The sequence below is a fragment of the Variovorax sp. LjRoot130 genome (assembly GCF_964253755.1).
GTDB lineage: Bacteria > Pseudomonadota > Gammaproteobacteria > Burkholderiales > Burkholderiaceae_C > Variovorax.
The window spans coordinates 5,818,745-5,832,295 of sequence record NZ_CAXURM020000001.1 but is presented as its reverse complement, the minus strand read 5'-3'; the positions used below and the strand labels follow the sequence as shown (position 1 = coordinate 5,832,295).

Here is a 13,551-nt window from a genome sequence, read left to right as displayed (position 1 = left end):
CCATCGATTATCAACAGCAACTTGTCAGTCCTTCAAGGTTGCGCGGGCTATTCGGCCAGCAGGTGCAGACCTAAAGTGCCTTCATCAAGGAGTGGTACGCCATATGAAAGCCCCCGATGAATTCACGATTTCCCGACGCGGCCTGCTGAAGGCCGGCGCGGCATCTGCCTCCGTCCCCGCGATGGCGGGGGCCGTTGCCGCCGCGCCCACGCGCGCAGCCAGCGGGACGGGCCCTTCGACCGTGACGCTGAGCGTCAACGGCAAGACACGCCGCCTGGTGCTGGACACCCGCACGACCTTGCTCGACGCGCTGCGTGAGCATATTCATCTGACCGGAACCAAGAAGGGTTGCGACCATGGCCAGTGCGGCGCCTGCACGGTGATGGTCGATGGCCGCCGGATCAATTCGTGCCTGACGCTCGCCGTGATGCACGAAGGTGCCAAGGTGACCACGATCGAAGGCCTCGGCACGCCCGCCAAGCTGCACCCGATGCAGGCGGCCTTCGTCAAGCACGACGGCTACCAATGCGGCTACTGCACGCCGGGGCAGATCTGCTCGGCCGTGGGCATGCTGGGCGAGATCGCCCAGGGCATACCGAGCCATGTCAGCGCCGATCTCACGGCCAGCCCCCAACTCACGACCGTCGAGTTTCGCGAGCGCATGAGCGGCAACATCTGCCGCTGCGGCGCCTACAGCAATATCGTCGAAGCGATCTCCGAAGTCGCGGGGGTGAAGGCATGAGAGCCTTCAGCTACGAGCGCGCGAGCTCGCCTGCGCAGGCGGTGGCGGCGGCTGCGCGCGAACCCGGCGCGCGCTTCATCGCAGGCGGCACCAACCTGCTGGACCTGATGAAGCTGGAGATCGAGACGCCCGGCCATCTGATCGACGTCAACGGCCTCGGCTTCGACAAGATCGAGAGCACGTCCGACGGCGGCCTGCGCATCGGTGCGCTGGTGCGCAACACGGACCTTGCCGCGGACCTGCGCGTGCGGCGCAACTACGGCCTGCTGTCGCGCGCACTGCTCGCGGGCGCATCGGCACAGTTGCGAAACAAGGCGACCACCGCGGGCAACCTGCTGCAGAGAACGCGCTGCCCTTACTTCTACGACACGAACCAGGCCTGCAACAAGCGCCAGCCCGGCAGCGGCTGCTCGGCGATCGGCGGTGTCAGCCGGCAGCATGCGGTGGTGGGCGCGAGCGACGCATGCATCGCGACGCATCCCAGCGACATGGCGGTCGCCATGAGGGCGCTCGATGCGAGCGTCGAGACGATGCGCCCGAACGGGTCGCGCCGCACCATCCCGATCGCGGACTTCCACAAGCTTCCCGGTGCCACGCCGCATGTCGAGACGGCGCTCGCGCCCGGCGATCTGATCACCGCGGTCACGCTGCCCAAGCCGGTGGGCGGCCAGCAGATTTATCGCAAGGTGCGCGATCGGGCTTCCTATGCCTTCGCGCTGGTGTCGGTCGCCGCCATCGTGCAGCGCGACGGCACCGGCCGCGTGGCCCTGGGCGGCGTGGCGCACAAGCCGTGGCGCGTCGAGACGGCCGAGGCGGAGATGCCACGCGGCGCCCGTGCCGTCGCGGCGCAGCTGTTGGCCGGCGCCAGTCCGACATCCCACAACGAATTCAAGCTGATGCTGGCCGAGCGAACGCTCGGCGCGGTGCTGGCACAAGCAAAGGCTTAAGCGATGAAGTTCGACACGCCCGCAACCACCAACCCGATCGACCAACTCAAGGTCGTCGGCAAGCCCGTCGACCGGATCGATGGCCGACTGAAGACGACGGGCACCGCCCCCTACGCCTACGAACGGCACGACGTCGTTCCCAACCAGGCCTATGGCCATGTGGTCGGCTCGGCCATTGCCAAGGGTCGGATCGCCTCGATCGACCTGAGCCGCGCCAAGGCAGCGCCCGGCGTGCTCGCCATCGTCACCGCAGACAACGCCGGGAAGCTCGGCAAGGGCAGCTTCAACACCGCCAAGCTGCTCGGCGGGCCCGAGATCGAGCACTACCACCAGGCGATCGCGCTGGTGGTCGCGGAGAGCTTCGAGCAGGCCCGCGCGGCCGCCCAGCTGGTTCGAGTCGACTACGTCAAGGCACAAGGATCGTTCGAGCTCGCGGCCGTCAAGGACGCCGCGGCCAAGCCCCCGCGCATCACCGCCGGCGCGCCGGACACCGCCGTGGGCGACTTCGCGGGCGCATTCGCCGCCGCGCCGGTTCAGCTCGACGAGAGCTACACCACGCCCGATGAGGCCCACGCGATGATGGAGCCGCCTGCGTCGATCGCGGCCTGGAACGGGGACAAGCTCACCCTCTGGACCTCGAACCAGATGATCGACTGGGGCGCGACCGAGATGGCGAAGACGCTCGGCATCGACAAGGCGAACGTCCGCCTCATCTCGCCGTTCATCGGCGGCGGCTTCGGCGGCAAGCTGTTCCTGCGAGCCGACGCGCTGCTGGCTGCGCTCGGCGCGCGGGCCGCGAAGCGCCCGGTGAAGGTTGCGCTGACGCGGCCCTTGATGTTCAACAACACGACGCACCGGCCCGCGACGATCCAGCGCGTTCGCATTGGCGCCACGCGCGACGGCCGGATCACCGCCATCGGCCACGAGAGCTGGTCGGGCGATCTGCCGAGCGGCAAGCCCGACGGCGCGGTCCACCAGACCCGCCTGCTCTATGCCGGCGCCAACCGCATGACGGCCACGCGCCTCGCGGTGCTCGATCTGCCCGAAGGCAACGCGATGCGCGCGCCGGGCGAGGCCACGGGCATGATGGCGCTCGAGATCGCGATCGACGAAATGGCCGAGAAACTCGGACTCGACCCCGTCGAGTTCCGCATCCGCAACGACACCCAGGTCGATCCCGAGAATCCCGAGCGGCCCTTCTCGCAGCGCCGGCTGATCGAGTGCCTGCGCAGCGGCGCCGATCGCTTCGGATGGAGCAAGCGAGATCCGCAGCCGGGCAAGACGCGTGAAGGCCAATGGCTGATCGGCATGGGCGTCGCCGCGGCGTTTCGCGGCAACCAGGTCACGAAGTCGGCCGCGCGCGTGCGGCTCGACCGCCGCGGCGTCGTGACGGTGGAGACCGACATGACCGACATCGGCACGGGCAGCTACACGATCATCGCGCAGACCGCTGCAGAGATGATGGGCGTGCCGCTCGACAAGGTGGTCGTGCGCCTTGGCGACTCTTCCTTTCCGGTGTCTGCGGGCTCCGGCGGGCAATGGGGCGCCAACTGCTCCACTTCAGGGGTGTATGCGGCTTGCGTGAAGCTTCGCGAAGCGGTGGCGCAGGCGCTCGGCCTCGACGCGGCGGATGCGGTGTTCGCGGACGCACAGGTCCGCTCGGGCGGCCGCAGCGTGCCGCTGGCGCAGGCGGCCGGCGAGAAGGGCCTCGTGGCCGAGGACACGATCGAGTTCGGCGATCTCGACAAGAAGTACCGGCAGTCGACCTTCGGCGCGCACTTCGTCGAAGTCGCCGTGGACGCTGCAACGGGAGAGACGCGCGTGCGACGCATGCTCGCCGTCTGCGCCGCCGGCCGCATCCTGAACCCCAAGACCGCGCGCAGCCAGGTCATCGGCGCGATGACCATGGGCGTCGGCGCGGCACTGACGGAAGAGCTCGTGATCGACAAGCGCGTCGGCTTCTTCGTCAACCACGATCTGGCCGGCTATGAAGTGCCGGTTCACGCCGACATTCCCCATCAGGAGGCGATCTTCCTCGATGAGACCGATCCGATCTCGTCGCCGATGAAGGCCAAGGGCGTCGCCGAACTCGGCATCTGCGGGGTGGCCGCGGCCATTGCGAACGCGATCTACAACGCGACCGGCGTGCGGGTGCGCGACTACCCGGTCACGCTGGACAAGCTGCTCGCCAAGATGCCTTCGCTCGCGAGCTGACGACCTGCAAGGAACACCCTCATGAAATCCGTGGCGATGACCGCCATCTCCCTTTCCATGGCCGCATCCGCGCTGGCGCAGGACACCGGCCTGCAGATCGCGCGCAACGGCACCCAGCCTTCTGCCAGGGGCCCGACCGACTATTTCACCGGCACAGTCCGGGTCGACCCGCTGTTCCCCAAGCCCAGGGAACCCTCGCGTGCGACGGGCTCGTACGTGACCTTCGAGCCCGGCGCACGCACGGCCTGGCACACGCACCCGATCGGACAGACGCTGATCGTCACGGCCGGCACGGGCCGTGTGCAGCGCTGGGGCGACCCGGTGCAGGAGATCCGGCCGGGCGACGTGGTCTGGATCCCGCCGGGCCAGAAGCACTGGCATGGCGCGTCGCCGACCACGGCCATGACGCACATCGCCATCACGGAGCAATTGGATGGCAAGGCCGTCGACTGGCTGGAGAAGGTCAGCGACACGCAGTACGGGAGCCGGCCATGAGCGATCACCAAAGAAGAGAAGCCATGAAGAAATCAGTTGCCAGTTCCCTGGCCGGCGTCGCCGTGGCGTTGGCGGGGGCGGTGTCCACGCCCGCCCAGGCACAAGCGACCCCGCCGGCTCCGGCCGCGCGCGGTGCCACCCCGGCCCAGCAGATGTTCGGCGACATCTCGCCCAAGTTCGCGGAGCTCACGGACAACGTGCTGTTCGGCGACGTGTGGACGCGTCCGGGCCTTTCGCCGCGGGACCGCAGCCTGGTGACCGTCAGCGCGCTGATCGCGATGAACCGTCCCGACCAGCTTCGCCCTCACCTCGTCAGGGCGCGCGACAACGGCGTCACGCAGGAAGAGCTGATCGAATCCATCACGCACCTGGCCTTCTATGCCGGCTGGCCGAGCGCGGTGACCGCCATTTCGGTGGCCAAGGAAGTGTTCCAGAAGAAGTGAAAGCCATCTCTCCAGTCCGCACCACCTCCGACAAGGGCATGGTGCTGACCATCATCCTCGCCAGCTACCTGGTGATCGCGCTGCCTGAGCCTTCTAGGCTGTGACGAAGGTGAGCCGCGCCTCGTGCGCCAGCTCATCGCGAACGATGTCTCGGGCATCGTCGTCTGCGAACTGGAAGAGTGCATCCGGGATCTCGTCTTCATCGAGCGCGAAGAGGATCTCGATGGCCTCCTGCTGGGCTTCCGAGAAGGTGCCGACCTGGGTCAAACGGTTGAACTTCGCAGCGGTCTCCTGAGGCGCCAGCTGGCGCAACTCGAGCAGCTCGAGCACGAGCGTCATCTGCGATGGGGTGAGGGGCTTGGGAGCGACAGAAGGCTTCATGGCGTCTGATCCTTTTCGGTGGAGCTCGGGACTGTTCCTTTGCTGTGGAATCAGTCTCTTCGTCGATCCTTAAGCGTCGCTGAAAAGTCCGCCGGGCTGGCCTCTCCCGATGGCCGAAACCTGGCCTGCGCGTGAGGAAAGTCTCGCGCCATCGCGTTGATCGCGGTCGTCTGGTGCAGCCGGCGAGAAGCGCGTAGCATGCCGACCGGCTTTCCGATCTCGCGTTCTTTCCAGCTTCTTCCATCGTTGTTCATGAGGTGAGTCATGGCGCAAGAAGAGTTCGATCCGAAATTGAATGGTTCGGTATTACGTCGCAAGCTTCTTCGCGGCGTGGGCGCCGCGGTAGGCACCGCGATGGTCGTCCCGCGCTGGGCACACGCGCAAGCTGCACCGGTTGCACCGGTTGCACCGCCGAGCACCATCACGCAGCCGCCACGCGACTTCAGCCGGCGAGGGGCCCCGACCACCTACTTCACCGACCCCGACGTGCTCACGATCGACCCGGCCTTCGATGGCCTGCGCCAGCCCAATGCCCCGATCCAGCGGCTGTGGACCGGCGCGTTGTGGGCCGAAGGACCGGCATGGAATTCGGTCGGCCGTTTTCTGGTCTGGAGCGACATTCCGAACAACCGCCAGCTGCGCTGGAGCGAGGACGACGGACACGTCAGCGTGTTCCGCACGCCTTCCAACAACAGCAACGGCAACACCTTCGACTACCAGGGAAGGCAGCTGTCCTGCGAGCACCTCACGCGGCGCGTCGTGCGCTACGAGCTCGACGGTTCGGTGACCGTTCTCGCCTCGACCTTCAACGGCAAGCGACTCAACTCGCCCAACGATGTTGTCCCTCACCCCGATGGCAGCTACTGGTTCACCGATCCGCCGTATGGCGCCCAGCTCTACGAGGGCACGGTCGATGCCCCGGGCGGACCCGCAAACAAATCCGGGCGGCTGAACCCGAAGCTCGGCCAGCCGCCTGAGATCGGCGCGTACAAGCGCGAATTGCCGACCGCGGTTTACCGCCTGGACAAGAGCGGAACGCTCACTCAAGTGGCCGGTGAAGATCTCGTGCCTGACCCGAACGGTCTCTGCTTCTCGCCCGATTTCAAGAAGCTCTACGTCGTCAGCACCGGGCAGGGACCGGGTGACGCCATCGCCGGCGGCAAGGGCGACATGTATGTGTTCGACGTCGGGACGGACAACAAGCTCGGCAACGGCAAGCTGTTCAGCAGCTTCATGGTCGACGGCGTGAAGTGCGGGCCCGACGGTGTGCGGACCGACGTGGACGGCAACCTGTGGTGCTCCAGCAATGCGGGCCGCAGCGTGGGCTACAGCGGCGTCACCGTCTGGACGCCGCAAGGCCGGCTCATCGGGCGCATCCGGCTGCCCGAGGTCTGCGGCAATGTCTGCTTCGGCGGCCCCAAGCGCAACCGCCTGTTCATGGCGGCCAGCCAGTCGCTGTATGCCGTCTACACGGCCACGCAGGGTTCAGCGCCGGGCTAGAGGGACAAGGCGCCAAAGCTGACGTTCACTGAAGTCACTGAACGACCAAAAGCGGAAGTCAAACAAAGGTGCGCATAGCGGCCGTTCGCACGTGGGTCCGAGGCCAATTTTGCCAATCGGACTTTTCAGAACGAGACGAGCAATGTCGCGACACCCCATGCGACCAAGAGGGCCCCTGCGCCGCGGCCTATCCAGTCGCCGCCCGGGCTGAGCTTTTCGACCAGCACGAACAGGGCGATGCCCGCGATCCAGGCGAGGTTCATGACGCCACCAATGAAGAGCAACAACATCAGCAACCAGCAGCAACCCACACAGACCGCGCCGTGACGCAAGCCCATCCTGAACGCGCCGCCCGCGCCAGGGCGCCAATGCGTCATCATGAAGTCCAGAGGCGAGCGGCAATACCGAAGGCAGGCGTGCTTCAACGGCGTCCATTGGTAAAGACCGGCGCCGATCAGCACTGCGCCCGAGAGCGCAATGCTGGTTGTCTGCATCATCGGCGACAGCATGGCGACTTTCTCCAGCCCAAACTGAAGGGCTGCCGCTGCCAAGCTGAACGCAGCCCAAACAGCGAGGTACCCGATGGCGAAGATGCCTGAAGCAGTCGCGCATTCGCCTCGTTCGCTGCGGCGCTGTGCGATGGTGGCATAGAGCAGGATCATCGGCGCGGCGCTCGGCAACATCATTGCCGCCATCATCACAGCCCACATGACGAGGACGATGACCGCATGGCCGAATGTCCATGGCCCTGAACTCATGGGCATCAGCATTTCGCCCATCTCTTGCATCATCCCGGCGCCGGTCAGCAAATAAGTCCACGACAAGACGACAACGAACAACAGGCAGGAAATGACGAGGAGGCGGTCACGCCGCAGCGCCCCCTGGATCAGTGAGCCGCCATTCACTTGGGCGCCTCCAACGGTCTCTTCACCTCTGCGCAGGAGGAGCCCTCGCTACGCTGCCACACCTTCCGGTGTCTGCACGACGTGGGCAAGTGTGCTGTGTCCACCCTGCGTCTCGAACTTGATGGCCCCGGTGCTGCGGATGTTGGAAGAAGCCACCTCGCCCTCGAGGTTCTCGAACCCCTCCGGACACACGATTTGGACTCGGTGGGGGGCACCGGTCACCGGGTTCTTGATAGGTTCCACCTCGGTTTCGAGCACGCCGGGGATGACGAGGCGTGCGGTCCGGGCGGACTTGTCAAACTGGAACGTGATGGGAGCGAAGATGGGGTCATGCATCTTGGTCACGATGAGGCTGCAGATCTGAAAAAGCGTCCCTTCGGCCGAGTTCTTTCCCGACATGATGTTGAACAGCGCCTCGCGCTGCTCCGCGGTGGCGCGTTCTTCAATGATGGGTTGCAGCTGTCCATTCCCTTCATGCAGCGGGCCGGGGAATGAGACGACCGCGAAGAAGCACAGTCCATCCAGCGTCGTGCTGTCGAAATGCCCCTTCGTGATGCGCATACCTATGAAGCCCTTGCAGTAGCCCTGTGTCGGCTTCGCGTTGAAATCGCAGGGGCAGCCGTATGCGCAGGTGCAGTTCTTGAGCCATTCGCCTTCGAGGCGCCAATTCGCTTGTGCCATGATCTTGTCTCCTGTCAAAGGTTGCGACGATCGCGGCGGGCGTCCCCGTACCGTCCTGCCCCTTCCCGCTCTCAGCCCGCGTGAAAGCGAGACCTCCAGCTCCACGCTGGCGGCAGATCGGCGCGCCGCGCACGTTGAGTACGGCCAGTTGACTATCTGCCGATTGCAGGCGGAGCGCAACACCTGTTCGAGGCATCAATAGCTATCTCGCCAGCTCCCCGCGGACCGCTTCGACGTAGAAAATGTGCCGCTCAGGCGTCGGGCTCGGGTCGAAAGCGGGGTTGGCAGGCCGCTTTGGGGCGCCAGCACTGACCGGCTGCTCGTGGCCGACTGCCGCATTTGAGGCGTGCTACGACTCGACTGGGCAAGGGGCAAGCTTTGCGTTGTACAACGCTCTGTCGCACGGCTGAGGGCCCTTTATGGCAGAGCACCTTCCGCTCAGCAATGTGTTCACACCCGCGGACGTGTCGGCGTTGCAGAGTCCCTCGCACTAGCTGGTATCGTTGCAGGCTTTCCCACCGTCCTTGGTTGGCCGCAAGCATTGCAAGCTTCCCGCCCTGTACATCGTTTCCAGGGTGCCGCCGTCGGACAGGCAACCATCGCGGTCGGCTACAACCTGAGTGGGCGTACCTTTGCAAGGTACAGCACCGAGCTGCGCGGTTGGAGGGTCGTGACGAACTTCCGATCCTGGCCCGAAAACGGGCGCAATCAGCAGTTGGATCGTTGCTCGCAACCACTCGAATCTCGACGATCGCTCCTTCGCGCCTGAGACCGGCGACTTCGGCTGGCCGCGCTCCAGCGCTTCGGTCCTCTCTGACCTCTTTGATTCCTGGCCGCGCTCTCATGAGGACGCGGCCGGAACAAGGGACTTGCGATAGAAAATCCGCTCGTACCCACCCTCGGTTCTGCGGTCGTATTCGACGTAGCCGATCTTCGGGTAGAGGATCTGGTTCTCGGTCATCCTGGCGTTGGTGCGCAGGTAGACAGCCTCGAATCCGCGGCGCAGCGCCTCGCTCTCGGCAAAGCGCAAGAGCGCCCGTCCGACTCCCGTGCCCTGACACGCCGGGGCCACGGCCACGGTGTCGACATAGAAGCCATCCTCCGTCTCGTACTGCACGAGCACCCCCGCCACTTGGCCGCTGCGCACCGCGACCCACACCTTGTCTGCACCAATGAGCGCAGGATAGTCGGCCAGCATGGGCGCCGGCGCCTTGCCCATGCGCTCGATGTACAGCTCGAAAGCGGCATTGACGCACGCCGCGGCCGCGACAGCATCGTCAAGGCCGGCGGCGCGAACAAGGATCTCCGCTGCCGGAACCGGCGCTCCGGCAGCGCCCCGCAACAACGCCATCGAATAGCTGTCGAAGTACTCGCCGTCGACCCGGAAAGCGCGGCGCAGGAGCCCTTCGACTTCGAAGCCGAGCCGTTCGTACAGGGCCTTGGCGTTCGTGTTGTCGTCGCGCACCGTGAGTTCGATGCGTGTCATGCCCTTCGCCCATGCCGCCGCGATGGTTGCCTGCATCAGCTTCGCGCCGATGCCCAGATGCCGCGCGGATGGAATCAGGCCGATGCCGAGAATGCCCACATGCGACCGGGCCTGGCCATGGCTCGGCAGCACGTCGCACCAGCCGGCCACCTGTCCGTCGAGCAAGGCGACCATCTGGCAGCCGTCGTTGGCGATGATGGAGCGGTAGAAGTCGAAGGCCTGCTCCACAGGAGGCGCCTGCGTGAATGCAAGAAATCGCTTCTCGCGCGCCACCGTGTCGAGCGCGGCGCGCAGCCCCGCGAAATGCGCTTCGGAAACGGGTTCGATCGACAGGTTCATGTCTCAGCCTAGCAGCGCCAGAGATCGCGCTCACCTCACGATACATGGCCTGCGCCTGAAAGCCATCGGCTGACACATGGGCGTCGTCAAAGCGTCAAGAGGCCGTCACAGCCGGTGATCAAACTCCGGTTGTCTAGACGACTTCGGGACCGACGATGGAAACCGCCCTGCGCATCCACCAGCTCAACAAGCATTTCGCCAACGGCCGGCACGCCCTGCGCGACATCAACATCAGCGTGCAGCGCGGCGAGATGGTGGCGCTGATCGGCGCCTCGGGTTCCGGCAAGTCCACGCTGCTGCGCCATGTGGCCGGCCTGGTGGCGGCCGACGGCGGCAGCGACTCGCTGATCGAGATCGACGGCTGCTGCGTGCAGCAGCGCGGGCGCATCCACCGCGACATCCGCAAGGTGCGCGCGCAGGTCGGCTTCGTGTTCCAGCAGTTCAACCTGGTGGCGCGGCTGCCGGTGCTGGTCAACGTGCTCGTGGGCTCGCTGCATCGCATGCCGTGGTGGCGCAGCTGGACGCGCGCCTTCACCGCCAGGGAGCGCGCGCTCGCGCTCGATGCGCTCACGCGCGTGGGCATCGCCGATTGCCATGCGCAGCGGGCCTCCACGCTTTCCGGCGGCCAGCAGCAGCGCGCCGCGATCGCACGCACGCTGGTGCAGGGCGCCAAGGTGGTGCTGGCCGACGAGCCCATCGCCTCGCTGGACCCCGAGTCCTCGCGCAAGGTGATGGAGATCCTCGCGCGTATCAACCGCGAAGACCGCTCCACCGTGATCGTCTCGCTGCACCAGGTCGAGATCGCGATGAAGTACTGCCCGCGCGTGATCGCGCTGAAGCAGGGCGAGGTGGTCTACGACGGGCCCTCCTCGGCGCTCAGCGCGCCGCTGCTGCGCGAGCTCTACGGCGTGGAGGCCGACGAACTCCTGTCCGCCGCCCCTTCCGACAACCCCAACGTTCACGTGCTGCCGCAACCCGCGCTGGTGCCGTGGGCGGCGGCGGCCTGATTTCCTTCTTCCTTCCAACCTGGAACCCACCATGATCAACAAATTGTGCGCGGCCCTGGCCATTGGCCTCGGCATGACGACCGGCGCCTTCGCGCAGGACATCAACTTCGGCATCATCTCCACCGAGGCGACGCAGAACCTCAAGCAGGACTGGCAGCCGCTGATCGACGACATGAGCCGCCAGACCGGCCTCAAGGTCACGGCCTTCTTCGCGCCGGACTACGCCGGCATCATCGAAGGCATGCGCTTCAACAAGGTGCAGCTCGGCTGGTTCGGCAACAAGTCGGCCATGGAAGCGGTCGACCGCGCCGGCGGCGAAGTCTTCGCGCAGATGGTCAACGCCGACGGCACCCAGGGCTACTACTCGCACCTGATCGTGCACAAGGACAGCCCGCTGAACACGCTCGACGACGTGCTGAAGAACGGCAAATCCCTGAGCTTCGGCAACGGCGACCCGAACTCCACCTCGGGCTTCCTGGTGCCGAGCTACTACGCCTTCGCGCAGCACAAGGTGGACGCCAAGTCGCTGTTCAAGCTCACGCGCAGCGCCAATCACGAAACCAACGCGCTGGCCGTGGCCAACAAGCAAGTCGACGTGGCCACCAACAACAGCGAGAACCTGGACAAGGTGAAGGAGCGCTCGCCCGAGAAGTTCAAGGAGATCAAGATCGTCTGGACCTCGCCGCTGATCCCGCTCGACCCGCTGGTGATGCGCAAGGACCTGCCCGAAGCGACCAAGACCAAGATCAAGAACTTCTTCTACAACTACGCCAAGACCGATGCGCGCGAGAAGGAGATCATCATGAAGATCTCCAAGCTCTCGGGCTTCAGGGAATCGAGCGACAAGCAGCTGATCCCGATCCGCCAGCTCGACCTGTTCGGCCAGCGCACCAAGATCGAGGCCGACGCCGCGTTGAGCGATTCGGACAAGAAGACCCGCCTGGCCGAGATCGACAAGAAGCTCGGTGCGCTGAACTGATTTCTTCTCCGACTCTTTCATGCAACCGACGGTCCTGACACCCCGCCCGCCCTTGCAGACCGTGGCCGTGCCGAAGCGCAGCTTCGCCTGGCAAATCGCGTGGGCGCTGCTGCTGATCCTGCTCGCGGCCTCATGGAAGGGCGCCGACATGCGGCCCTTCGAGCTCCTGCGCGACTCGGGCAACATGGCCACCTACGCGGCCGAGTTCTTCCCGCCCGACTTCACGCAGTGGCGCATGTACGTGGACGAGATGGTCATCACGCTGCAGATCGCGCTGTGGGGCACGGCGCTGGCGGTGCTCACTGCCGTGCCGATGGCGCTCTTGGCCTCGGCCAACATCGTGCCGTGGTGGGTCTACCAGCCGATGCGGCGCCTGATGGACGGCTGCCGCGCCATCAACGAGATGGTGTTCGCCATGCTCTTCGTGGTGGCCGTGGGCCTGGGGCCCTTCGCCGGCGTGCTCGCGCTCTGGGTCCATACCACCGGCGTGCTGGCCAAGCTCTTCGCCGAAGCGGTCGAGTCCATCGATCCTCAGCCGGTGGAAGGCATCCGCTCGACCGGCGCCAGCGCGCTGCACGAGATCGTCTACGGCGTCATCCCGCAGGTGATCCCGCTGTGGATCTCCTACGCGCTCTACCGCTTCGAATCCAACGTGCGCTCGGCCTCGGTGGTCGGCATGGTGGGCGCCGGCGGCATCGGCGTTGTGCTGTGGGAAATCATCCGCGGCTTCAAGTACGCCGAGACCTGCGCGGTGATGCTGATCATTGTCGTCAGCGTCAGCGCGATCGACCTGGTGTCGGCGCGCATTCGAAAGATGCTGGTTTAGCACTGCCATGGCTTTGACCGTCGAAGAGATCACCCGCCTGCTGGGCACCAAAGGGCAACGCCAGTACGGGCGCGAGGCCGTGAGCCAGCTCGAGCACGCGCTGCAGTGCGCGCAGCTCGCCGAAGAAGCAGAGGAAACATCCGAGACCGTGGTCGCAGCCCTGCTGCACGACTTCGGCCACCTGCTCGCAGCGGAACGCGCGGACGAGGTGGCTCGTGCGCAGCAGCAGCGCGACGACCTGCACCAGTACATCGCGCTGCCCTTCCTGCGCGGCCTGTTCGCGCCGGCCGTGCTGGAGCCGATCCGCCTGCACGTGGATGCCAAGCGCTGTCTGTGCGCCATCGACTCCGGCTATTGGGACACGCTGTCGCCGGCATCGAAGCGCAGCCTCGAGCTGCAGGGCGGCGTCCATACGCCCGAAGAAGCGCAACGCTTCATGACGCAACCCTTCGCGGCCGAGGCCGTGCGCCTGCGGCGCTACGACGACTCGGCCAAGGTCCCGGGCCAGGCCACGCCGCCGCTCGCCCACTATATGCGCATCGCCCAGGCGCTGGCATCTCAGGCACAGCCTGCGCGCGAGAAGCTCGCGGCCTTGTAGACGGCTCG

The 13,551-nt window shown here is 65.9% G+C and carries 14 protein-coding genes; 10 read left to right on the top strand and 4 right to left on the bottom strand.

What is annotated here, in order from left to right; all coding sequences use genetic code 11:
* The first annotated feature begins 103 nt into the window (after nucleotides 1-103).
* Genes paoA through ACSQ86_RS28850 form a run of 5 tightly spaced genes read left to right on the top strand, consistent with a single transcriptional unit; the run spans nucleotide 104 to nucleotide 4,841 of the window.
* The gene (gene paoA, locus ACSQ86_RS28870; protein WP_436310165.1) at nucleotides 104-742 is read left to right on the top strand and encodes an aldehyde dehydrogenase iron-sulfur subunit PaoA; all 639 of its coding nucleotides are present in this window, start codon (nucleotides 104-106) and stop codon (nucleotides 740-742) included.
* Nucleotides 739-1,689, top strand: a complete 951-nt coding sequence (locus ACSQ86_RS28865; protein ID WP_436310164.1) for an FAD binding domain-containing protein — start codon at nucleotides 739-741, stop codon at nucleotides 1,687-1,689. The genes paoA and ACSQ86_RS28865 overlap by 4 nt, the downstream gene beginning before the upstream one ends.
* 3 nt (nucleotides 1,690-1,692) lie before the next feature.
* Nucleotides 1,693-3,903, top strand: coding sequence for an aldehyde oxidoreductase molybdenum-binding subunit PaoC (gene paoC, locus ACSQ86_RS28860; protein ID WP_436310163.1), 2,211 nt, complete (start codon nucleotides 1,693-1,695; stop codon nucleotides 3,901-3,903).
* Between the two features lie 21 nt (nucleotides 3,904-3,924).
* Nucleotides 3,925-4,398, top strand: a complete 474-nt coding sequence (locus tag ACSQ86_RS28855; RefSeq protein WP_436310162.1) for a (R)-mandelonitrile lyase — start codon at nucleotides 3,925-3,927, stop codon at nucleotides 4,396-4,398.
* Nucleotides 4,399-4,421: 23 nt separating this feature from the next.
* Nucleotides 4,422-4,841 carry a carboxymuconolactone decarboxylase family protein gene (locus tag ACSQ86_RS28850; protein ID WP_436310161.1) on the top strand — a complete coding sequence of 140 codons (420 nt, stop codon included), beginning with the start codon at nucleotides 4,422-4,424 and terminating at the stop codon, nucleotides 4,839-4,841.
* A gap of 93 nt (nucleotides 4,842-4,934) precedes the next feature.
* Here ACSQ86_RS28850 and ACSQ86_RS28845 read toward each other — a convergent pair whose 3' ends face one another.
* Entirely contained in the window at nucleotides 4,935-5,222 is a 288-nt protein-coding gene (locus tag ACSQ86_RS28845) for a hypothetical protein (RefSeq protein ID WP_093107283.1), read from the bottom strand.
* Nucleotides 5,223-5,486: 264 nt separating this feature from the next.
* Here ACSQ86_RS28845 and ACSQ86_RS28840 point away from each other — a divergent pair, with 264 nt between their 5' ends.
* On the top strand, nucleotides 5,487-6,722 hold the full coding sequence (locus ACSQ86_RS28840) for an SMP-30/gluconolactonase/LRE family protein (protein WP_436310160.1): 1,236 nt from the start codon (nucleotides 5,487-5,489) through the stop codon (nucleotides 6,720-6,722).
* 125 nt (nucleotides 6,723-6,847) lie between these two features.
* On the opposite strand, the gene ACSQ86_RS28835 is transcribed toward ACSQ86_RS28840, so the two are convergent.
* The 3 genes from ACSQ86_RS28835 to ACSQ86_RS28825 all read right to left on the bottom strand — a co-directional run bounded on the left by ACSQ86_RS28835 (nucleotide 6,848) and on the right by ACSQ86_RS28825 (nucleotide 10,133).
* Nucleotides 6,848-7,627 carry a DUF2182 domain-containing protein gene (locus ACSQ86_RS28835; protein ID WP_436310159.1) on the bottom strand — a complete coding sequence of 260 codons (780 nt, stop codon included), beginning with the start codon at nucleotides 7,625-7,627 and terminating at the stop codon, nucleotides 6,848-6,850.
* A 48-nt stretch (nucleotides 7,628-7,675) separates the two neighbouring features.
* Nucleotides 7,676-8,308 carry a DUF1326 domain-containing protein gene (locus ACSQ86_RS28830; protein ID WP_436310158.1) on the bottom strand — a complete coding sequence of 211 codons (633 nt, stop codon included), beginning with the start codon at nucleotides 8,306-8,308 and terminating at the stop codon, nucleotides 7,676-7,678.
* Between the two features lie 841 nt (nucleotides 8,309-9,149).
* Nucleotides 9,150-10,133, bottom strand: a complete 984-nt coding sequence (locus tag ACSQ86_RS28825) for a GNAT family N-acetyltransferase (RefSeq protein WP_436310157.1) — start codon at nucleotides 10,131-10,133, stop codon at nucleotides 9,150-9,152.
* A 155-nt stretch (nucleotides 10,134-10,288) separates the two neighbouring features.
* On the opposite strand from ACSQ86_RS28825, the gene phnC reads away from it, so the two are divergent.
* The 4 genes from phnC to ACSQ86_RS28805 are packed head-to-tail and all read left to right on the top strand — an operon-like array spanning nucleotide 10,289 to nucleotide 13,543.
* On the top strand, nucleotides 10,289-11,140 hold the full coding sequence (phnC, locus tag ACSQ86_RS28820; RefSeq protein ID WP_436310156.1) for a phosphonate ABC transporter ATP-binding protein: 852 nt from the start codon (nucleotides 10,289-10,291) through the stop codon (nucleotides 11,138-11,140).
* Nucleotides 11,141-11,171: 31 nt separating this feature from the next.
* Nucleotides 11,172-12,119 (top strand): phosphonate ABC transporter substrate-binding protein, encoded by a 948-nt coding sequence (gene phnD / locus ACSQ86_RS28815; protein WP_436310155.1) that lies wholly within the window; start codon nucleotides 11,172-11,174, stop codon nucleotides 12,117-12,119.
* A gap of 19 nt (nucleotides 12,120-12,138) precedes the next feature.
* Nucleotides 12,139-12,945, top strand: coding sequence for a phosphonate ABC transporter, permease protein PhnE (phnE, locus tag ACSQ86_RS28810; RefSeq protein ID WP_436310154.1), 807 nt, complete (start codon nucleotides 12,139-12,141; stop codon nucleotides 12,943-12,945).
* A gap of 7 nt (nucleotides 12,946-12,952) precedes the next feature.
* Nucleotides 12,953-13,543 carry a phosphonate degradation HD-domain oxygenase gene (locus ACSQ86_RS28805; protein ID WP_436310153.1) on the top strand — a complete coding sequence of 197 codons (591 nt, stop codon included), beginning with the start codon at nucleotides 12,953-12,955 and terminating at the stop codon, nucleotides 13,541-13,543.
* Nucleotides 13,544-13,551 lie beyond the last annotated feature (8 nt).